Here is a 20,790-nt window from a genome sequence, read left to right as displayed (position 1 = left end):
TCGGTGGAGTGGACCACCCCGACCGGGCACACCTACCGCACCGAACCCCACGACCACCGCGGCTGAACGGAACCAGATAGCTGCCCGGGACCGGCCGATCGGCAACCGCGGTCCGCCCGACCGACCTGCTCGCCCCGGAGCAGGCCGGGGATCACGTCGCGGAAGTGCGCGTAGGGGCGGGCATTCGGGCCGGTGCTGCTCGACCCGACGGCGGGCCGGCCTGCATCCGGGCGGAGTGCGGGTGCGGGTGCGGGGGCGGGTGCGGGTGGTGGAGGATCGAGCCCCCGCGCACAGAGGAGTCCCGTGACCCGTCCCGACCGTCCGACCCACCCACCGGAGGACGGCTCCCCCACGGGCCGCTGGTCGCGGTTCGCGGGTCCGCTGGTGCTGGTGGTGGCCGCGGTGTCGTTCGGGTCGGTCGCGGTCGGCACGCTGATCCCGTCCGAGGCCGAGCGCGAGCTGGCGTCGTTCACCCCGTCCGCGCAGGATCCCGACCCGTCGACCCGGATCTCCGGGATCGTCATCGGGCCGGGGCCGGGCACGCCGCCGGTCGGGGGCGCGCACGGGCCGGGGTTCGCGGCCTGCGACGGCGTCGCCCACGCCGAACCGGTCGCCGACGCCGACGCCGTGCACGCGCTGGAACGGGGCGCGGTCTGGATCACCTACGACCCCGCCCGCACCGCCCCGACCACGGTGCAGGCCCTCGCCGCCACCCGGGTCACCGACGCCGACGACCTGTTCATGTCGCCCTACCCCGGTCTCGACAGCCCGATCTCGCTCCAGGCGTGGGGGCACCGCCTGGCCCTCGACACCCCCGACGACCCGCGCTTCGAGCAGTTCATCCGCGCCCTGGCCGGCAACCCCGCCACGGCCCCCGGCACCGCGGCCGGCTGCACCGGGTAGGCGGCGCGGTCAGTACACGTCGCGGACGTAGCGCTTGTCGGCCGCCAGCCGCGCGACGTAGGCACCGGCCCGCTCCTCGTCGAGCCCACCGTGCGCGGCGACGACGTCGCGCAGCGCCCGGTCGACGTCCTTCGCCATCCGGGCCGCGTCGCCGCAGACGTAGAGGTGTGCGCCGTCCTGCAGCCAGCTCCACAGCCGCGCGCCCTGCTCGCGCATCCGGTCCTGGACGTAGACCTTGGCCCGCTGGTCGCGGGAGAACGCGAGGTCGAGCCGGTGCAGCCCGCCCCCGGCCCGGAACGCCTCGATCTCCTCGCGGTAGTAGAAGTCGGTGGCCCGGCGCTGCTCGCCGAAGAACAGCCAGTTCCGCCCGGTGTGACCGCGGGCGCGGCGCTCCTCCAGGAAGCCCACGAACGGCGCCACCCCGGTCCCGGGACCCACCATCACCATCGGCGTCGACGGGTCGGCGGGCGGCCGGAACCCCGGCGAGGGCCGCACGAACGTCGGCACGGCGTGCTCGCCGGGGGTGTCGGCGAGGAACGTCGAGCACACCCCGCGGCGGGCCACGCCACGACGGCTGGCGAACCGCACCACCGAGACCGTCAGGCTCACCTCGCGCGGGCTCGACAGCGGGCTCGACGAGATCGAGTACAGCCGGGGCTGCAGGCGCCGCAGGGCCCGCACCCAGTCCTGGGCGGCGGCCCGCACCGGGTACTCGGCGACGACGTCGGCGGCGTGCCGGTCCCACGACCACTTCGCGAACTCGACGGTGTTGCCGCGCCGGGTCAGGTCCTGGAGCTCGCGGTCGGCGGTGCGGTCGGCGACGAAGGCCAGCAGATCGGTGGTGATCCGGGTGACGTCGAGGTGCCGGTGCAACGCCTCGCCGAACCCGACCTCGCCCACGTCCCCGCCGAGGTCGACGGAGGTGTCGGGGTCGAGCCCGGTCAGCTCCAGCCACTCCCGTACCAGCTCGGGATGGTTGGCCGGGCGCACGCTCAGCGCGTCACCGGCCTCATAGGCCAGGTCGGCGTCACCGACGTCGAGGCTGAACCGCCGCACCTCCTTCGCCGATCCCGGCAGGCTGAGCAGACGGTTGCCGGTCAGGCGGGCCGCGACCGGGGCGGGGGCGGACCGGGGGGCCGGGGCGGGGGCGGCCGGGCGGACCGGGGTGCCCGGGTCGAGCGCGGCGACGACGCCGTCGAGCCATGCGCCTGCCGGGTCGTCGAAGTCCGGCTCGCAGTCCACGCGCGGCACCAGCCGGGTGCCGCCCAGCTCGGCGAGGCGGGTGTCGAGGCGGCGGCCGTGGCCGCAGAAGTCGCTGTAGCTGGAGTCGCCCAGGGCCAGCACCGCGAACCGGACGTCGTCGAACGGGCCCAGTTCCGGGTCGGCCAGCGCGTCCCAGAACCCCGCGCCGACGTCGGGCGCCTCGCCGTCGCCGAAGGTGGAGCTGACGACGAGCAGGTCGGCGCCCGCGGGCACGTCGGCGGGGCCGCAGTCGGCCATGCTCCGCAGCCGCGGCGCCCTCCCGGCCGCCGCCAACCGCCGGGCGACGGCACCGGCGAGGTCCTCGGCGTTGCCCGTCTGGGATGCCCACAGGACCAGCACCGGACGCCCCGGCGGGGCGCCGGCGACGGGCGCGGGAGCGGCGACCCGGGAGTACGCACCGGCCAGCAGCCCGTTCACCCACGACGTCGTGCCCGGTCCCAGCGGGGCCCCGCGCGGCAGCACCGGCACCCCGTCCGGGTCCGGCCCGATCCCGGCGAGGAACCCGGCCAGGTACCGGCGCTCGGCGGCGTCGAGCTCGGGCGCCCGCTCGTCGGCGAGGCCGAGCGCCTCCGCCAGGGCCGCGCGGCGGCCGTCTCCGTCCGGCCCGGCGGGCAGGGCAGCGCCGGGCAGGGCCGGCGCGGGCAGGCCGGGTGGCGGGCGCAGCGGCACGACGTCGGCCGCCGACCCCACCCGCACCAGCGCCACGGCGCAGGCCTTGAACTCCGGCTGCAGCGACACCGGGTCCACCGCGTCGTTGGTGACGGCGTTGACGGCTAGCTGCTCGCCGAACAGGTCGTTCCAGTGGAACGGCGCGAAGCAGTCGCCGGGCCGCACGCGGTCGGTGAGCACCGCGGGGAGCATGGCCCGGCCGCGCCGCGACACCACCGCGACCGCGTCGCCCTCCGCGATGCCGTGCGCGCGGGCGTCGTCGGGGTGGATCTCGACGAACGGGCCGGGATCGAGCCGGTTGAGCGTCGCGACCTTCCCGGTCCGGGTCAGGGTGTGCCACTGGTGCTGCACGCGGCCGGTGTTGAGCACGAACGGGAACCCGTCGTCGGGCAGCTCCGCGGCGGGCAGGTGCGGGCGGGGCAGGAAGGCCGCGCGCCCCGACGGGGTGGCGAAGGACGGGCGCCCGTCGGCGTCGAGGTAGCGGGTGGGGTTGCGCTCGGCCGAGCCGGGCCCGGCCGGCCACTGCACCGGCGACGCGCGCAGCCGCTCGTAGGTGACCCCGCGCAGGTCGTAGCCGGTGTCCGGGTTCGCGAAGCCCCGGATCTCCTCGAACACCTCCTCCGCGCTGGAGTAGGTGAACGCGTCGGCGTAGCCCATGGCGCAGGCGACCCTGGCGATGAGCGCCCAGTCGGGCAGGGCCTCACCCGGCGGGTCGACGCCCCGGCGCAGCAACGTGAGGCTGCGTTCGGAGTTGACCAGCACGCCGTCGACCTCGGCCCACATCGCCGCGGGCAGCACGACGTCGGCGTGGGCGGTGGTCTCGGTGGCGTAGACGTCGGAGACCACGACGAGCTCCGCCGCCTCCAGGCCCGCGACGACGGTGGACCGGTTCGCCACCGACGCCACCGGGTTCGTGCAGATCACCCAGCAGGCCTTGACCTCGCCGCTCGCCATCCGCCCGAACATGTCGACGGTGCCCGAGCCGGCCTCGGCACGCAGCGTCCCGGCCGGCAGCCCCCACCGCCGCTCGACGAACGCGCGGTCGGCGTCGACGAGCGCCGAGCGCTGCCCCGGCAGCCCCGGCCCCATGTAGCCCATCTCGCGCCCGCCCATGGCGTTGGGCTGGCCGGTCAGCGAGAACGGGCCGGACCCCGGGCGCAGGATCGCGCCGGTGGCCAGGTGCAGGTTGCACAGGGCGTTGGTGTTCCAGACGCCGTGCGTGCTCTGGTTGAGCCCCATCGTCCACAGGCTCGTCCACTCCCCCGCCTCGCCGATCCAGCGGGCGGCGGTGCGGACGTCGTCCTCGTCGAGACCGGTGGTCGCGGCGACCGCGGACGGCGGGTAGTCGGCCAGGAACGCCTGCATCTCCGCCCAGCCCTCGGTGTGCGCGGCGACGAACGCGTCGTCGACGTGCCCGTTCTCGACGACCAGGTGCAACAGCCCGTTGAGCAGGGCGAGATCGGTGCCGGGCCGGATCTGCAGGAACAGGTCGGCCTTGGCCGCGGTGGCCGTGCGGCGAGGGTCGACGACGATCAGCTTCGCCCCCGCCCGGACGCGGTCCATCAGGCGCAGGAACAGGATCGGGTGGCAGTCGGCCATGTTGGCCCCGGTCACCAGGAAGACGTCGGCGTGGTCGAGGTCGTCGTAGGACCCGGGCGGGGCGTCGGAGCCCAGCGACTGCCGGTAGCCGGCACCCGCGCTCGCCATGCACAGCCGCGAGTTCGACTCGATCCGGCTGGTCCGCCAGTACCCCTTGGCGAGCTTGGTGGCCAGGTACTGCGCCTCCAGCGTCATCTGGCCGGACACGTAGAGCGCGAGCGCGTCGGGGCCGTGCTCGTCGAGGATCGCGCGCAGCCGCCGCGCGGTGGTCGCCACGGCCTCGTCGACGGCGGTGGGCACCGGTTCCCCGCCGCGCCCGGAGCGGACCAGCGCGGTGCCGAGACGGCCCGGGGCATCGAGCGTCTCGGCGATGCTCGCGCCCTTGGTGCACAGCCTGCCGCGGTTGGCCGGGTGCTCCCGGTCCCCCGTCACCTTCTGCACGCGTCGTACCCCGGCCGCGTCGCGCCCGATCTGCAGGACCATCCCGCACCCGACGCCGCAGTAGGAGCACACGGATCGGACGGTGCTCGGCTCGGTCACGCGGGCCACGGTAGGAACGGCGTGTTGCCGGCACGTGACGATCGGGGTCGCCGCCCGGTGAGGGCTTCCTCACCGCGGCGCCGGGCCGCGGTGAGCGTCCCACCAACAGGTGACCGCGTCGCCCGGTGGATAACACGCGGGCCGCACGGCCCGATGCCAGAGTGAGCCGCGACAACCGTCCGATCCGCAGACCCGCACCCGGGGGGAGCGTCCGTGTCCGAGGCAGTGAACGGCCCGCCCGAGCCGGACCGGCTGATGGAGGTCCGGCTCGACCCCCTGGGCATCGTGCGGCTCACCTGGTCCCCCGGCCTGCAGATCACCGACACGCTCGCCCGGCGGGCCATGGAGCTGGTCGATCTCACCAACACCGACCGCGAGCGCCCCCTGCTGGTCGACATGACCGGCACCGCGGCGCTCACCCGCGGTGCCCGGATGACGTTCACGCGCCGGTGCTCGGCCTCGCGCATCGCGCTGCTGGGGCGCTCCCCGGTCGACCGGGTGATCGCCAACTTCGCCCTCGGTGTGAGCTCCACCCCGGTGCCGACCCGGTTCTTCACCTCCGAGCTGGCCGCGGTGGCCTGGTTGCGCCATGGCGACCCCGCCTGACGACCGGCTCGACCAGCTGCTCGAGCTGGTCGTCGAGCTGGCCTCCGGCGACACCGGGGCGCGGATGACGCCGTCCCCGGCCGCCGACGAGATCGACGCGGTCATCGTCGGGGTCAACATGCTCGCCGAGGAGCTGCAGGCGCTCAACGGCGACCTGGAGGCGCGGGTCACCGAGCGCACGGTGCAGCTGGAGCAGGCGCACCTGCAGCTGGAGCGCCTCGCGCTCTACGACCCGCTGACCGGGCTCGCCAACCGGACGCTGCTGGGCGACCGGATCTCCCTGGCCATGGCCCACGCCGACCGGGGTGCGGCGCCGCCCGCGGTGCTGCTGCTCGACCTCGACGGGTTCAAGGCGGTCAACGACAGCTTCGGGCACCCGGTGGGCGACCTGCTGCTGGTCGAGATCGGCCGCCGCCTGCGGGAGATGGTGCGCGAGACCGACACCGTGGCCCGCCTCGGCGGTGACGAGTTCGCGCTCGTCGTCGTCGACGCGGGCCACGAGCAGGTGCTCGCGATGGCCGAACGGATCCGGGTGGCGCTGCAGGCCCCCGTCCAGGCCGGGGAGCAGTCGTGCTGGGTCAGCGCCAGCATCGGGGTGTGTTTCGCGGTGCGCGGCCAGGACGCCGCCACCCTGCTGCGTGACGCCGACACCGCGATGTACGCGGCGAAGAACGGCGCGCGCGGCTCGGTGCAGGTCTACGAGCCGCGCATGCACGCGACGGCGCTGTCGCGCGTGCTGCTCGCCGAGGACCTGCGCGTCGCCATCGCCGACGACCAGCTCCTGGTGCACTACCAGCCGATCGTCGACCTCACCACGGGGCGCACCACCGGCGTCGAGGCCCTGGTCCGCTGGGAGCACCCCGAGCGCGGCCTGCTCGCACCCGCCGAGTTCGTCGGCGTCGCCGAGGACACCGGCCTGGTCACCGCACTCGACCGATGGGTGCTGCGCACCGCCGTCGCGCAGCTGGCGGCCTGGCGGTCGGGGTTCCTGCGGGGGCACGAGTTCGCGATGCACGTCAACGTCTCGCCCATCGAGCTGCGCACGCCCCGCTTCGCCGAGGGCGTGCTGGACTGCCTGGCCGAGCACGGCGTGCCGCCGGGCGACCTCGTGCTGGAGATGACCGAGTCCCACCTGATGGGCGAGGACGCGGGCACGCTCAGCGCGCTGGAGCAGCTGCGCACCGCGGGGATCGCCGTCGCCATCGACGACTTCGGCACCGGCTACTCCTCCGTCGGCTACCTGCGCCGCATGTTCCTCGACGTCGTCAAGATCGACCGGTCGCTGATCACCGGGCTCGACACCGACCCCCAGCAGCACCGGGTGGCCGCGGCGATCCTCGCCATCGTCGACGCGTTCGGCCTGGAGGCCGTCGCCGAGGGCGTCGAGACCGCGGAGCAGGCCGAGCGGCTGCGCGCGCTGGGCTGCCGCTACGGCCAGGGCTACCTGTGGGGCCTGCCGCTGCCCGCCGAGGGCATGACCGCGCTGCTCGTGGTGTCCGCGGCCATGAACCCCCCGTGACGCACCCCCGGGGAGACCCGACCGGTCAGGCCGCGCCGACCAGGCGCAGCGACTGGTCGAACTGCTCCTCCAGCCGGTCGAACACCAGGTCGACGACGCCGAGCGCGGCGGCCCGCTCCGCGGGCGTCACCGGCAGGCGGGTGAAGTCCACGGCGTCGGCCTCCGGGTCGGGCGGGAGCTCCGGGTGGGCCAGCTCGTGGCGGTCGGCGAGGTAGTCCAGCCGGACGCCCAGGGCGCGCTCCAGCTCGGCGGCGAGCAGGCCGGTGTGCCGGAAGAACGCCTCCCCGCTGTCCTGCAGGGCCTCCACCAGCCAGAACCGCACGACCGGGCTGCGGTGGCGGAACGCGGCGGTGACGAACGCGGCCGCGCTGCGCCGTTGCAGGTCGGTGCACCGGGCGTGCCCGAGCAGCCGCAGCGCCTCCCCCGCGGTCAGGCGCACCCGGCCGTCGAGGTCCAGCGCGGCCGCGTCGCGGGCGAAGAGCCGGTGGTGCGAGGCGAGGCGGCGCACGCGCCGGTTCAGCGCGCGCTGCGCCGGCGTCGACGGGTCGGGGTAGGCCAGGGCGTAGGTCATGAGGTCGGCGTAGCCCATGACGTCGGGGATCCACAGCGGCAGGAACGCCGCGAGCCGGTCGGCCGGGGCCGCGTCACCGCCGGAGATCCAGGCCGGGAACGGGTGCGACCGCAGGGCCGCGCGGCGCCGCGCGAGCCGGTCGGCGACGGGCCGGTGCGCCGGTGACGGGGCCGCCCGCGGGGACGGCGGGGCGGCGGGGGCGGTGGGGGCAGGGGCGGCCGTGGTGGCCCGGCGGCGGAGGTCCGCCGCCGGGCTCGGCACGGAGCGGGTCGCGGTGACCCGACGGGCGTAGGCGAGGAGGTGGTCGTTCTTGACGGTGAACATGTCGAACACCTCGTGCACCAGCCGCAGCGCCTGCGCGCGCTGCGCCCCGGTGAGCCGCACCGACTCGAACAGGTCGTCGGCGTCGATCAGGCCCCCGGTCTCCCGGGCCAGGTGGTAGGGCCCGAAGTAGCGCAGCGCGGCACCGGTGCGGGCGGCCAGCTCGGCGGCCGGGGGCGCGGTGTGGGAGAAGAACACGTGCCCGCAGGTCTCGATGGCCTCCAGGAACCCGAACCGGACCAGCGGGTCGGGGGTCTGCACGCACATCTGCTGGATGCGCATCGCGTAGCGGCGGAACACCTCGGTCTCCGGGGCGGCGTAGTACCAGGCGACGGTGTCCTCCACGCCCCAGCCGAGGTGCTCGTCGAGCCCCAGCTCCGCCCAGTCGGCCAGGAACAGCGCGGCGTGCGTCTCGTCCTCCTCGGAGTGGCGGTTGATCGCCTCCTCGTAGGCGTCGCGCGGGTGCGGGTAGCGCACGAACCAGCGGTTGAGGTCGCGGAACCCGAGGATGAAGTTGGCGAACAGCGGGGCGAAGACGAACCGCTGCTCCAGCGGCACCGTGTCGTCGCCGATCCAGCGGTAGAGCGGGTGGGCGTCGATCCCGGCCCGTCGCTCGGCGATCGCGGCCAGCACCTCCCGCACCGCTACCGCCCGCCGGGGTGCACGCGCAGCGTCCGCAGCTCGCGGCCCAGCGGCCGGAACACCGTCCAGTCCGGGGTGGGGTCGGCCGGCGCCATGTGCGGGCAGCGGGTGAGCAGGGCGCGGAAGAACACCTCGCCCTCCAGCCGGGCCAGCGCCTGGCCCATGCAGCTGTAGGGCCCCACGGTGAAGCCGACGTGCCGGTGCGCGTCCCGGCGGCCGATGCGGAACTCGTCGGGGTCGGAGAACACCGCCGGGTCGCGGTTGGCGGCGAGCAGGGCCAGCATCACGGTGTCGCCGCGGCGGATCACCCGCCCGCGCAGCGGCACGTCCTCCAGCACCATCCGGCGGATGGTCGACACCGGGCCGTGGAAGCGCATCATCTCGTCGAACGCCGCCGGGAGCAGCGACAGGTCGGCCTGCAGCAGCGCCCGCTGGTCGGGGTGGTCGAAGAGCAGCTGGATGCCGTTGGCCAGCAGGTTCGCCGTGGTGTGGTAGCCGACGACGGTGAACATGATGCCCTGCGACACGACCTCGGCGTCGGAGTAGCGCAGCGCCGAGCCCGGCCCCGCCATGACCTCGAGCAGCCCCGACCCGCGGCCGCGGCGGGCGGCGTCGACGTGGGGGGCGAGGAACTCCCCCATCGCGAGCATCCCGTCCTGGGAGCGGTGCAGCTGGTCGGGCTCGCCCATCTCCAGCAGCTGGGAGATCGACTGCGACGCCTCCAGCATCAGCTCGAGGTCGACCTCGTCGCGCGGCAGGCCCAGCAGGTGGCACACCACCCCCATCGACAGCGGGTGGGCGAGGTCGTTCACCACGTCCACGACGCCGCCGCGGGCGAGCGCGGCACCCAGCAGGCCGTCCATCAGCGCCTCGACGACGGGCCGCTGCTCCGACACACGGCGCGGCGTGAAGTGCTTCTTCATGGCCCGCAGGAACACCTCGTGGGCGGCGGGGTCGTCGCGCCCGCCCCACTCGGTGAAGATCCGGCGCAGCGGGGCCAGCTCCTGCTGGCGCTCCGCGGGCAGCGCCTCGACCTTCTTGTGCTCCTCCACGGCGTGGAAGCGCGGGTCGCGCAGGGCCGCGCCCACGTCGTCGTAGCGGGTGAGCACCCAGGCGTCGACCTCCGGGCCGAAGTGCACCGGCGCCCGTTCGCGCATCTCGTGCAGCAGGGCGTGCGGATCGAGGTAGAGGCCGGGTCGCAGGAGGTCGTACCGGGAGCCGGGGACGGTCGCTGACGGCATCAACCTCGATCACTCCTGCACGGTCGTGGTCACTCGGTCGATATCTCACTGTAGTCAATCGACTACACAAAACGGAGGATCTCGTGGTCGAATGGCCCGGACGGACGAGTCGACGACCCGGGCGACCTCCACCACAGGCCGAGGTCCGTATCCGGCGGGGAGGCGCGCATGTGGTGGAACCGGGCGTTGCTGGTGCCGCACCTCGTCCGGCTCGGGTTGCGCGCGCCCCGCGACGTGTCGACGCGCTGGGACCGCTACTGGGCCGGGGTCACCGCCACCGGTGACGGCGGTGACGTCCTGTGGGACTCCAGCAGCTCCGACGAGGCGCAGCGCTATCTCGACCTGCTCGCCGCCCACGCCGACCCCGGCCTGCCCGTCGTCGACGTGGGCTGCGGCAACGGCCGGTTCACCCGGGCGTTGGCCGGGCGTTTCCCGCGCGCCGTCGGGGTCGACCTGGCGGCCTCCGCGGTCGCCAGGGCCCGCCGCGAGAGCCCGCCCGGTGTGGAGTTCCGCACGGCCGACATGACCGCGCCCGGGGCCGGCGCGGCGCTGGCGGCCGACCTCGGCGGGTGCCACGTGTTCGTCCGCGGGCTGCTGCACACCCTCGACCCGCCGGCGCGGCTGCGGCTGGCGGCCAACGCCGCGGACCTGCTGGGCGACCGCGGGACGCTGCTGGTGGCCGAGACGAACTACCCCGGCCCGCTGCTGGGCTACCTGGAGAACCTGGGCGCGGGCGCCGCCGGGGTCCCGCACCCGCTCGCCGTGGCGATCTCCGCGGGCATCCCCCGGCCCACGACGTTCGGCACCACCGAGCTCGCCGCCGCCTTCCCGCCCACCGCGTGGACCCACGTCCACACCGACGTGGACGCGCGCATCGCCACCGTGCCGATGGGACGTGCGGGCAGCGCCGACAGCATCCCCGGGCTCGTCGCCGTCCTGCGGCGGCGCACGTAGCCTCGGGGCATGACCGTCGCCCGGACGCTGCTCGACCTCGACGACTCCTACGCCCGCGCACTGCCCGCCCTGTCCGTCCCCTGGACAGCCGCGCCGGCGCCCGAGCCGCGGCTGCTGGTGCTCAACGAGGCGCTGGCCACCGAGCTGGGCGTCGACGCCGACGCGCTGCGCGAGCCGGCCGGGGTGGAGACGCTGCTCGGCCACGAGCTCCCCGAGAGCGCCACGCCCGTCGCGCAGGCCTACGCCGGCCACCAGTTCGGCGGCTACCAGCCGCGCCTGGGCGACGGCAGGGCGCTGCTGCTCGGCGAGCTGACCGACACCGCGGGCCAGCGCCGTGACCTGCACCTCAAGGGGTCGGGGCGCACCCCGTTCGCCCGCGGCGGCGACGGCCGGGCGGCCGTGGGCCCGATGCTGCGCGAGTACGCGATCAGCGAGGCGATGCACGCCCTGGGCATCCCGACCACCCGGTCGCTGGCCGTCGTCGCCACCGGCGAGGAGATCCTGCGCGAGCAGGGCCCGCTGCCGGGGGCGGTGCTGTGCCGGGTCGCCGCGAGCCACCTGCGGGTGGGCACGTTCCAGTACGCCGCCGCGCTCGACGCCTCCCCCGACGGCGCCCCCGGCGTCCTGCGTGCGCTCGCCGACCACGCCATGGACCGCCACCACCCCGGCGCCGACTCGGTGCTCGGGTTCTACCGCGCCGTCGTGCACGCCCAGGCCGAGCTCGTCGCCCGGTGGATGCTCGTGGGCTTCGTGCACGGCGTCATGAACACCGACAACACGACGATCTCCGGGGAGACGATCGACTACGGACCCTGCGCGTTCCTCGACGTCTTCGACCCGGCCACGGTGTTCAGCTCGATCGACTCGGGCGGGCGCTACGCCTACGGCAACCAGCCCGCGGCGGCGCAGTGGAACCTCGCGCGGCTGGCCGAGGCGCTGCTCCCGCTGATCGCGGCCGAGCTGCCCGACGGCGACACCGATGCCGCGGTACAGGCGGCCACCGACGTGCTGGGCGGGTTCGCGACGGAGTACCAGCGGCACATGGCCGACGGCATGGCCGCGAAGCTCGGCCTGTCCCGGCCCGACCCCGAGCTGGTGGCCGACCTGCTGGAGCTGCTGCGCGCCCAGCGCGTCGACTTCACCTCGTTCTTCCGCGCGCTCTCGGCCGGCACCGCCCGGGACCTGTTCACCGACCGCGCGCCGTTCGAGGACTGGGCCGCCCGCCGCGACGCCCTGCTGCCCGCCGACCGCGCGGGCACGGCGGCGGCGATGGACCGCGTCAACCCGGTCTACATCCCGCGCAACCACCTCGTCGAGGAGGCGCTCACCGCGGCCACCACGGGCGACCTCGGTCCGTTCCACCGCCTGGTCGACGTCGTGCGCGACCCGTTCACCGAGCGACCGGGCCTGGACGCCTACGCCGCCACTCCTCCCGACGCCGTCCCCTACGTCACCTTCTGCGGCACCTGAGCCGGTCCCCCGCTACCCGGCGAAGGTCGTCGCGTTCGCCCGTGCCCAGGCCGCGAAGGTGGTGGCGGGGCGGCCGGTGACGTCCTCGACGAGCCGGTTCGCCCGCACCGGGTTGTCGACGCACCCGGCCAGGATCGTGTCGACATACCAGGCGGCGTCCTCGCCCATCTCGCCGGCGAGCCCGGCGACGGCCTCGTCGCGGGTGACGGTCACGAACTCCACGGGCGCGCCGACCGCGTCACCGATCCGGTCGGCGAGCTCGACGCGGGTGAGCACCTCGGGCCCGGTGAGCGACAGAGCCGCACCGACGTGGTCGCCCGAGAGCAGCAGGGACGCCGCGACGCGGGCGATGTCGTCCATGGCGATCGGGGCGCTGCGGCCGTGCGGCCAGGGCTCGCGGACGGTCCGGGTCGCGGCGACCTGCGCCGCCCAGCCCAGCGAGTTCTCCATGAAGTCACCGGGCCACAGGTGGGTCCAGGCCAGACCGCTGTCCTCGACGGCGCTCGACACCGCCCCCCACCACGTCACCGGCTCGCCGGAGAGGTCGACGACGCGGGTGACGCCGGCGTCGCGGGCCAGGCGCAGCGCGTCGGCGGAACCCTCGGGCGTCGGCGCGAGGTACATCCGGTCGACGCCCGCGAACGCGGCGGGCAACGTCCCCGGCCGCCGCAGGGAGCCCCGCGCGACCTCCACGCCGGCGGGCAGCGCGGCCCGTCCGGGATCGACGGTCAGGGCCCGCACCGGCCCCGCACCCGCGGCCACGAGGTGGTCGACCACCCGGCGCCCGATGTTGGCCGTCGCGCCGGTCACCAGGATCGTCATGGGTCGCGACCCTAGGCGGCCGGGCCGCCGCGGTGCACCGGTGACGTGGAGGGTCCGTCCGACTCCAGTCGGAACACCAGATGTCCTGCACTTGCCACCGGGAAAGTCTGTAGTTATCGTTGCAGATATCCGCGCGGCCCGGCCGCCGGAGCATCGCCGCCTTGTCGACCATGAGAGGAGTGGCCCGCGATGCTGATGCGCACCGACCCCTTCCGTGAGCTGGACCGATTCACCCAGCAGGTGTTCGGCACCGGCAGCCCGGGGACCTGGAGCCGGCCCACCGCGATGGCGATGGACGCCTACCGCGACGGCGACCGGTTCGTCGTCGCGTTCGACCTCCCCGGGGTGTCCCCCGACGCCATCGAGCTCGACGTGGAACACAACGTGCTGACCGTCAAGGCCGAGCGGCGCCCCGTCGCGTCCGGCGAGCACGTCGAGATGCAGGTGTCCGAACGGCCGCTCGGGGTGTTCTCCCGGCAGCTGTTCCTGGGCGACACCCTCGACACGACCCGCATCGACGCCTCCTACGACGCCGGGGTCCTGACGCTGCACATCCCGATCGCCGAGAAGGCGAAGCCACGCCGGATCCCCATCACCGACGCCGACGCCGGACAGCGGCGCATCGACGCCTGAGCACCACGCGGGGCCCGGCCGCACCGGCCGGGCCCGCGCCGTGACGGCCGGGAGGGTGCGGCGTCACCCCTCGGGGACGACCGCCCCCTCGTAGGCCCCGAGGTCGACCTCCCCCTCGGGCCGGGCCGCACCCAGCAGGTCCGACTGCGGCACGCCGTCCGACGAGCCGGCGTCGATCCCGGCCGAGCCCTCGGCCAGCCGGTAGTCGCCGTTCTCCGCGTCGGCGAACAGCACCTCGCCCTCGACCGGATCGGTCCCGACCGGCGCGTCGCCGAACAGGTTGCGGTCGGCGGCGAAGACATCCATGTCCCCGGCCCCGTCGCGGTCGTGGCCGGTGACGACGTTGTTGCGCAGCACGTTCGTGCCCGCGAAGGAGTGGTCCTGCGGGTCGATGCCCGCGCCGCTGTTGTCGACGATCGTGTTGTTGATGATCGAGATGTCGGAGAAGGTGCCCTCGGACTCCACGAAGAAGCTGATCCCGCCGTCGTTGCCGCTGATCACGTTGTTGTAGATCTCGATCGCGGCGGTGCTGCGGGTCTCGGAGAGGTCCTCGATGCCCAGGGAGATGCCCGCCTTGGTCTCCCCCGTGGCGTCGAGCACCTCGTTGTTGAAGACCGCGACGTTGTTCGCGCCGTCGATGTAGATGTTCGGCCCGCGGTTGGCGCGCGTCAGGTTGTCGTGGATGCTGCCGTTGCGGGCCTCGTACTTCGCGTCGATGCCCTCCTCGCCGTTGTCCTCGACGATGCTCCAGGCAATCTCGAAACCGTCGACGCCGGAGAAGGAGACTGCCTCGTTCTCCGCCTCGAGGCCCCGGGCGTTGGTGCCGCGGACCTCCGAGTTCAGCACCCGCACGTCGGCCCCGTCGATGAACACCGCGCCGCCGTCCTGCGTGCCGTCGATCTCGACGTCCTGCAGCACGATGTTGCTCGACCCTGCGGCGTAGAGGCCGTGGGCGGACGAGTCGCGGATCGTGATGCCGACGAAGCGAATCCACTGCCGGTCCTCGAGCTGTACCAGCCCTTGGCCGTCGGCCTCGCCCGTCAGCACGACCTCGGCGCCGGGGGCCGCGTGGTAGGTGATGTAGGCGTCCGGGGCCCCGTCGGTGGGGATGTCGAGCGGTCCCTCGTAGGTGCCCGCCGCGATCACCACCGTGTCGCCGGGCCGCGCCTCGCGGGCGGCGTCGGCGATCGTGCCGAACTGCCCCGACCCGTCCTGCGCGACGGTGAGCTGCCGCCCGCCCGACGGTTCGATCTGCGTGATCGGCCGGCGACCGCGCTCCTCGCCCAGCGCGGAACCCGCGGCCGGCCCGAGCGCGCCGTCGGCACCGGGTGAGGTGCCGTCCGACCCCGTCGTCACCAGGATCGCGGCGACGACCGCCGCGACCGCGACCAGGACGGCGAGCACGACGAGGAGGCGCCTGCGCCGGCGGGGCGGCGGCGGGGCGGACTCGTCGGGGTCGACGCCGGTGGGGTCGACGCCGGTGGGGTCGACGCCGGTGGGGTCGACGCCGGTGGGCGCGCCCGCGAGCGCCTGCTGCGGCACGGTGGGCGGGTCCTGGTACGGCACCGGCGGCGGGCCACCGGCCGGCTCGCCGTGCGGGGCGTTCGGCGGGCGGGCGGGTGGACCGGGCTGCGGCGGGCTGTTGGGGTGCATGCGTCCTTCTGGAGGGCAGACCGGGGCCGGCACCGCAGCACATCGACGGCGATCCGCCGTACCGCACACCGCCACGTCCGGGGATGAAGTCACGAGGAACGGGCTCGCCCACGAGAGTAGTGGTCCCGGCCGGACCGGGCTCCCCGTGGGTGGAATGTCGGACTCGCGACGACGTGCCGACGGCCGTGCGCGCGCCCACCCTCCGCACACGGGGACCTGCGCCTCGCCCCCTGCCGCCCCCTCAGATCGGCCGGCGGCGCACCCGGTAGCGCAGGTGCAGCACTCGGTCGCCCCGGATCCCCACGTCGGGATCCTCCAACAGGTGCGGCGCGTGGACCGACCCGAAGAAGCGCTTGCCGGAGCCGAGGACGACGGGGACGACGTCCATGCGCACCTCGTCGACCAGGCCCGCGGCGAGCACCTGGCCGCCGACCTCGCCGGCGGCGACCTCGACCACGCGGTCACCCGCGAGCTCCTGCGCCGTGGCCACCGCCGCCTCGACGCCGTCGACGAGGTGGAACGGCGCCCCGGGGTCCCAGCCCTCGGCCGCCGGCCGGTGCGTCACGACGACCACGTGGTCGACCCCGCCCGGGGGCTTCCCGTCCCAGCCGTCGGTCATGTCGAAGACGTGCCGGCCGACGACGGTCACCCCGATCCGGTCCCAGTACGGCCGGATGTGGTCGTAGGACGCCTGCGACACCGTCAGCACGCCACTGTCGTCCAACGGGACGTCACCGTTGGACAACCAGTCGAACAGCGGTCCGGGCCGGTCGTCGTCGTCCGCGACGAAGCCGTCCACCGACACCGAGGCGTACAGGACCACCGTGCCCACGGCCACTCCTCTGCTCCGGGTGTACTCGACGTCGGCGTGCGCGAGCGGCGAGGCCGAGCTCACCGGGTGATCGGCGCCGGGATGGTCGAGCGTTCCGCGGAACGTACAGCACGGAGGAGCAGGACGGTCCGATCAGGCATGTGCTGGTCAGACCGGTGGGCGCGGCAGGGTTCGAACCTGCGACCGCTCGGGTGTAAACCGAGAGCTCTCCCGCTGAGCTACGCGCCCGTGCGCCGGAACCCTAACGACCCCGGGCGCCGCCGTCACACCGCTGCCAGTGCCGTCCTCCAGGCGTCCTGGTCGCGCGGCTCGCCGGGACCGTTCACCTCCGCGAACCGCACCATCCCCGACCGGTCGACGAGGAACGTGCCGCGCAGTGCGAAGCCGGCGGTGTCGTGGAACACCCCGTAGTCCTGCGCGACCCGGCCGTGCGGCCAGAAGTCGGCGAGCAGGGGGAAGCGGTAGGACCGCGCGTCGGCCCAGGCCCGCAGCGCGTACGGGTGGTCGACGGAGACGGCGAGGACCTGCACGTCGTCGTTCTGGAACGCCGCCACGTCGTCGCGCACCGCGTCGAGCTCGCCGGTGCAGACGCGGGAGAACGCGAACGGGTAGAACACGACCAGGGCACTCTTCACGCCGCGGAACGACGCCAGCGTGACGTCCTGGTTGTCCTGGTCCCTCAGCGTGAAGCCGGGAGCTTCCGTCCCCACCTCGGGCGCCACGCGACCGCCCCGCTCACCGACGGGACTTGGCGGCCTTGGGCGCCACCAGCCGGGCGCCCGCCCAGGTGTCGCCCACGCTGACGTTGGAGGTCTGCGACAGGCCCGCCGTGGGGGCGGCCTCGGCGATCTCGCTGGGTTCGACGTGCCCGGGGCGACCCGTCTTGGGGGTCAGCACCCAGATCACGCCGCTCTCCGCGAGCGGACCGCCGGCGTCGACGAGCGCGTCGACGAGGTCGCCGTCACCCTCCCGCCACCACATCAGCACGAGGTCGACGACGTCGACGGCGTCCTCGTCGAGCAGGTCGTCACCGGCTCTCTCCTCGACGGCGTCGCGCACCGCCTCGTCGACGTCGGTGTCCCACCCGAGTTCCTGGACGACCATGCCCGGCTCCACGCCGAGCTTGCCCGCGATGTCGGACTGACGTCCGGCATCTTCCGCGGCGACCACGCCTGTGTACCTCTTCTCCTGTTGGGTCCGGATGCGAAATCCGAACACGACACCCGCCCTCGCGCAACCACGCGTTACGAGATCCTACGTCGGGGGGCACGATAGGGGATGACCCCGACAAGCACTCAGTCCCCGACCACGGAACTACAGCCTCGCAGGGAGATCCCTTGACCGGCCAGACCAGCGGCGGCCCGCAGCGCGTGAACATCATCCGCGACGGCCTCGCCGCCCACCTCCCCGACATCGACCCGGAGGAGACCGCCGAGTGGCTGGACTCCTTCGACGCCGTGCTGGACGCGGCCGGGCAGCAGCGGGCGCGCTATCTCATGTTGCGGATGCTGCAGCGCGCCCGTGAGCGCCACGTCGGCGTCCCCTCGCTGACCAGCACCGACTACGTCAACACCATCCCCACCGACCGCGAGCCGTGGTTCCCCGGCGACGAGGAGGCCGAGCGCGCGTTCCGCCGCTGGATCCGCTGGAACGCGGCCATGACGGTGCACCGCGCGCAGCGCCCGGGGATCGGCGTCGGCGGGCACATCTCGTCCTACGCGTCGAGTGCCACGCTCTACGAGGTCGGCTTCAACCACTTCTTCCGCGGCAAGGACCACCCGGGCGGGGGCGACCAGATCTACATCCAGGGCCACGCCTCCCCCGGCGTCTACGCCCGGGCGTACCTGGAGGGGCGCCTGTCCGAGGACCGTCTCGACGGTTTCCGCCAGGAGCTCTCCCACGGCGGCCCCGGCCACGGCCTGCCCTCCTACCCGCACCCGCGGCTCATGCCGGACTTCTGGGAGTTCCCCACGGTCTCGATGGGGCTGGGCCCGATGAACGCGATCATGCAGGCGCGCTACAACCGCTACCTGGGCGACCGCGGGTTCACCAACACCGACGACCAGCACGTGTGGGCGTTCCTGGGCGACGGCGAGATGGACGAGCCGGAGTCGCGCGGCCAGCTGCAGATCGCGGCCACCGAGGGGCTGGACAACCTCACCTTCGTCGTCAACTGCAACCTCCAGCGCCTCGACGGGCCGGTCCGCGGCAACGGCAAGATCATCCAGGAGCTGGAGGCGTTCTTCCGCGGCGCGGGCTGGAACGTCATCAAGGTCGTGTGGGGCCGGGAGTGGGACGCCCTGCTGCACGCCGACCGCGACGGCGCCCTGATCAACCTGATGAACACCACGCCCGACGGTGACTACCAGACCTACAAGGCCAACGACGGCGGCTACGTCCGCGACCACTTCTTCGGTCGCGACCCGCGCACGAAGGCACTGGTGGAGCCGATGAGCGACGCCGAGATCTGGAACCTCAAGCGCGGCGGGCACGACTACCGCAAGGTCTACGCCGCCTACGCGGCCGCACTGGAGCACCACGGCCAGCCCACCGTCATCCTGGCCAAGACGATCAAGGGCTACGGCCTGGGCTCGCACTTCGCCGGCCGCAACGCCACGCACCAGATGAAGAAGCTCTCGCTGGCCGACCTCAAGGAGTTCCGCGACTCCCAGCGCATCCCGATCACCGACGCGCAGCTCGAGGCCGACCCGTACCTGCCGCCCTACTACCACCCCGGCGAGGACGACGACGCGCTGCAGTACATGCGCGAGCGCCGCCGCAACCTGGGCGGGCCGCTGCCCAGCCGCCGCGTCACCGCGAAGCCGCTGGTGCTGCCCGGGGACAAGGTCTACGACTTCGTCCGGAAGGGGTCGGGCAAGCAGGAGGTCGCCACGACGATGGCGTTCGTCCGGCTGCTGCGCGAGCTGATCAAGGACAAGGACATCGGCGGCCGGTTCGTGCCGATCATCCCCGACGAGGCGCGCACGTTCGGGATGGACTCCATGTTCCCGACGCAGAAGATCTACAACCCGAACGGCCAGCAGTACACCTCGGTCGACGCCGAGCTCATGCTCGCCTACCGCGAGTCCGAGCAGGGCCAGCTGCTGCACGAGGGGATCAACGAGGCCGGCTCGGTGGGCTCGTTCACCGCGGCGGGCACCAGCTACGCCACCCACGGCGAGGCCATGATCCCGGTCTACGTCTTCTACTCGATGTTCGGCTTCCAGCGCACCGGCGACTCGATCTGGGCCGCCGCCGACCAGATGGCCCGCGGGTTCATGGTCGGCGCCACGGCCGGGCGCACCACGCTGACCGGCGAGGGCCTGCAGCACAACGACGGGCACTCGCTGCTGCTCGCGGCGACCAACCCGGCCGTCGTGGCCTACGACCCGGCGTTCTCCTACGAGGTCGCGCACATCGTCAAGGACGGGCTGCGCCGCATGTACGGGGAGGGCGAGGAGACGCTGACCGGCGAGAACCTCATCTACTACCTCACGGTCTACAACGAGCCCTACGTGCAGCCCGCCGAGCCCGAGGACCTCGACGTCGACGGCCTGCTGCGCGGCATCCACCGCATCGCGACGACCAACCGCGAGGACGGGCCGCAGGTCCGCCTGCTCGCCTCCGGCGTGGCCGTGCCGTGGGCGCTGAAGGCCCGCGACATGCTCGCCGAGCAGTGGGGCGTGGGGGCCGAGGTGTTCTCGGTGACGTCGTGGGGCGAGCTGCGCCGCGACGGCGTCGAGACCGAGCGGCACAACCTGCTGCACGGCGACGGGGAGCGCCGCACGGCCTACGTGGCCGAGGCGCTGGCCGGCGACGCCCCCGTGGTGGCGGTGTCGGACTGGATGCGGGCGGTGCCCGACCTCGTCCGCCAGTGGGTCCCGGCCCGGTTCACGACGCTGGGCACCGACGGGTTCGGCCTGTCCGACACCCGCCCGGCGGTGCGGCGGCACTTCAACGTCGACGCCGAGTCGATCGTCGTCGCCGCCCTGCAGTCCCTCGCCGCGGAGGGCGCCGTCGACGGCGCCGCCGCGGCCGAGGCGGCGGCGAAGTACCGGATCGACGACCCGCGGGCAGCCGGGCCGCAGACGAGCGACAGCGGCGTCGCCTGACGCCGGGCGCGGGGGCGTGCGGCGTGCCGCGCGCCCCCGCGCCGCGGGACCGATTCGGGGAATGCACAGGTCATTTGGGTCTCGGCAGGGAGCGTTTCTCGCGATACGCTCCGCCCGACGCCGACCTCGCGTGATCGCGAACGGGGTCCCGACCGGGTGGCGGACTCACAGCCTCCAGGCGGCGCGACGCCGGGGGCGAGTGCCCCGGCTGAAGGTACGAGGAGAGCAAGAATGGCAGAGGGCACCGTCAAGTGGTTCAACAGCGAGAAGGGCTACGGCTTCCTCGCTCCTGACGGTGGTGGCGCGGACGTGTTCGTGCACTACTCGGCAATCCAGACCAACGGCTACAAGAGCCTCGACGAGGGCCAGCGCGTGTCGTTCGACATCGAGCAGGGCCAGAAGGGGCCGCAGGCCACCAAGGTCGAGCCGCTCGCCTGAGC

The 20,790-nt window shown here is 74.0% G+C and carries 16 protein-coding genes and 1 tRNA gene; 8 read left to right on the top strand and 9 right to left on the bottom strand.

All coding sequences use genetic code 11. The features are described from left to right. Positions 1-303: 303 nt before the first annotated feature. Positions 304-903, top strand: a complete 600-nt coding sequence (locus PHY01_RS09810; RefSeq protein ID WP_170183732.1) for a thioredoxin-like domain-containing protein — start codon at positions 304-306, stop codon at positions 901-903. Between the two features lie 9 nt (positions 904-912). Here PHY01_RS09810 and PHY01_RS09805 read toward each other — a convergent pair whose 3' ends face one another. After that, positions 913-4,974: a bifunctional nitrate reductase/sulfite reductase flavoprotein subunit alpha gene (locus PHY01_RS09805; RefSeq protein WP_218030078.1), complete on the bottom strand. Its 4,062-nt coding sequence runs from the start codon at positions 4,972-4,974 to the stop codon at positions 913-915. Between the two features lie 213 nt (positions 4,975-5,187). Between PHY01_RS09805 and PHY01_RS09800 the strand changes: the two genes are divergently transcribed. Together PHY01_RS09800 and PHY01_RS09795 are read left to right on the top strand one after the other, a co-directional pair. Continuing rightward, positions 5,188-5,580, top strand: coding sequence for a DUF7793 family protein (locus tag PHY01_RS09800; RefSeq protein ID WP_218030077.1), 393 nt, complete (start codon positions 5,188-5,190; stop codon positions 5,578-5,580). After that, positions 5,564-7,099, top strand: coding sequence for a putative bifunctional diguanylate cyclase/phosphodiesterase (locus PHY01_RS09795; RefSeq protein WP_141278232.1), 1,536 nt, complete (start codon positions 5,564-5,566; stop codon positions 7,097-7,099). The genes PHY01_RS09800 and PHY01_RS09795 overlap by 17 nt, the downstream gene beginning before the upstream one ends. Before the next feature lie 25 nt (positions 7,100-7,124). On the opposite strand, the gene PHY01_RS09790 is transcribed toward PHY01_RS09795, so the two are convergent. Beyond that, entirely contained in the window at positions 7,125-8,624 is a 1,500-nt protein-coding gene (locus PHY01_RS09790; protein ID WP_141278231.1) for a hypothetical protein, read from the bottom strand. A gap of 11 nt (positions 8,625-8,635) precedes the next feature. Then, positions 8,636-9,874: a cytochrome P450 gene (locus PHY01_RS09785; RefSeq protein WP_141278230.1), complete on the bottom strand. Its 1,239-nt coding sequence runs from the start codon at positions 9,872-9,874 to the stop codon at positions 8,636-8,638. A 168-nt stretch (positions 9,875-10,042) separates the two neighbouring features. Here PHY01_RS09785 and PHY01_RS09780 point away from each other — a divergent pair, with 168 nt between their 5' ends. Together PHY01_RS09780 and PHY01_RS09775 are read left to right on the top strand one after the other, a co-directional pair. Further along, positions 10,043-10,828 (top strand): class I SAM-dependent methyltransferase, encoded by a 786-nt coding sequence (locus PHY01_RS09780; protein ID WP_141278229.1) that lies wholly within the window; start codon positions 10,043-10,045, stop codon positions 10,826-10,828. 9 nt (positions 10,829-10,837) lie between these two features. After that, on the top strand, positions 10,838-12,298 hold the full coding sequence (locus PHY01_RS09775; RefSeq protein WP_141278228.1) for a protein adenylyltransferase SelO: 1,461 nt from the start codon (positions 10,838-10,840) through the stop codon (positions 12,296-12,298). Between the two features lie 12 nt (positions 12,299-12,310). On the opposite strand, the gene PHY01_RS09770 is transcribed toward PHY01_RS09775, so the two are convergent. Further along, positions 12,311-13,120: an NAD(P)H-binding protein gene (locus PHY01_RS09770; RefSeq protein ID WP_141278227.1), complete on the bottom strand. Its 810-nt coding sequence runs from the start codon at positions 13,118-13,120 to the stop codon at positions 12,311-12,313. A 189-nt stretch (positions 13,121-13,309) separates the two neighbouring features. Between PHY01_RS09770 and PHY01_RS09765 the strand changes: the two genes are divergently transcribed. Further along, complete coding sequence (locus PHY01_RS09765; protein WP_141278226.1) at positions 13,310-13,753, top strand: Hsp20/alpha crystallin family protein; 444 nt, start codon at positions 13,310-13,312, stop codon at positions 13,751-13,753. Positions 13,754-13,816: 63 nt separating this feature from the next. On the opposite strand, the gene PHY01_RS09760 is transcribed toward PHY01_RS09765, so the two are convergent. From PHY01_RS09760 to PHY01_RS09740, 5 genes are all read right to left on the bottom strand, one after another. After that, the gene (locus PHY01_RS09760) at positions 13,817-15,406 is read right to left on the bottom strand and encodes a right-handed parallel beta-helix repeat-containing protein (RefSeq protein WP_141278225.1); all 1,590 of its coding nucleotides are present in this window, start codon (positions 15,404-15,406) and stop codon (positions 13,817-13,819) included. A 241-nt stretch (positions 15,407-15,647) separates the two neighbouring features. Beyond that, a complete protein-coding gene (locus PHY01_RS09755) occupies positions 15,648-16,238 on the bottom strand; it encodes a dihydrofolate reductase family protein (RefSeq protein ID WP_141278262.1) in 591 nt (196 codons plus the stop codon). Between the two features lie 156 nt (positions 16,239-16,394). Then, positions 16,395-16,466 (bottom strand) — tRNA-Val (locus PHY01_RS09750). A gap of 35 nt (positions 16,467-16,501) precedes the next feature. Next, positions 16,502-16,960: a peroxiredoxin gene (locus PHY01_RS09745; RefSeq protein ID WP_141278224.1), complete on the bottom strand. Its 459-nt coding sequence runs from the start codon at positions 16,958-16,960 to the stop codon at positions 16,502-16,504. Positions 16,961-16,973: 13 nt separating this feature from the next. Further along, positions 16,974-17,408: a DUF3052 domain-containing protein gene (locus PHY01_RS09740; RefSeq protein ID WP_141278223.1), complete on the bottom strand. Its 435-nt coding sequence runs from the start codon at positions 17,406-17,408 to the stop codon at positions 16,974-16,976. Positions 17,409-17,575: 167 nt separating this feature from the next. On the opposite strand from PHY01_RS09740, the gene aceE reads away from it, so the two are divergent. Together aceE and PHY01_RS09730 are read left to right on the top strand one after the other, a co-directional pair. Next, positions 17,576-20,350: a pyruvate dehydrogenase (acetyl-transferring), homodimeric type gene (gene aceE / locus PHY01_RS09735; protein WP_141278222.1), complete on the top strand. Its 2,775-nt coding sequence runs from the start codon at positions 17,576-17,578 to the stop codon at positions 20,348-20,350. 231 nt (positions 20,351-20,581) lie between these two features. Then, entirely contained in the window at positions 20,582-20,788 is a 207-nt protein-coding gene (locus PHY01_RS09730; protein ID WP_141278221.1) for a cold-shock protein, read from the top strand. The last annotated feature ends 2 nt before the right edge of the window (positions 20,789-20,790 follow it).

Origin of the sequence: Pseudonocardia hydrocarbonoxydans (assembly GCF_006539565.1) — a bacterium.
GTDB lineage: Bacteria > Actinomycetota > Actinomycetes > Mycobacteriales > Pseudonocardiaceae > Pseudonocardia > Pseudonocardia hydrocarbonoxydans.
Note: the sequence above shows the minus strand (reverse complement) of the source record. Positions and strands in the feature narration are given on the sequence as shown.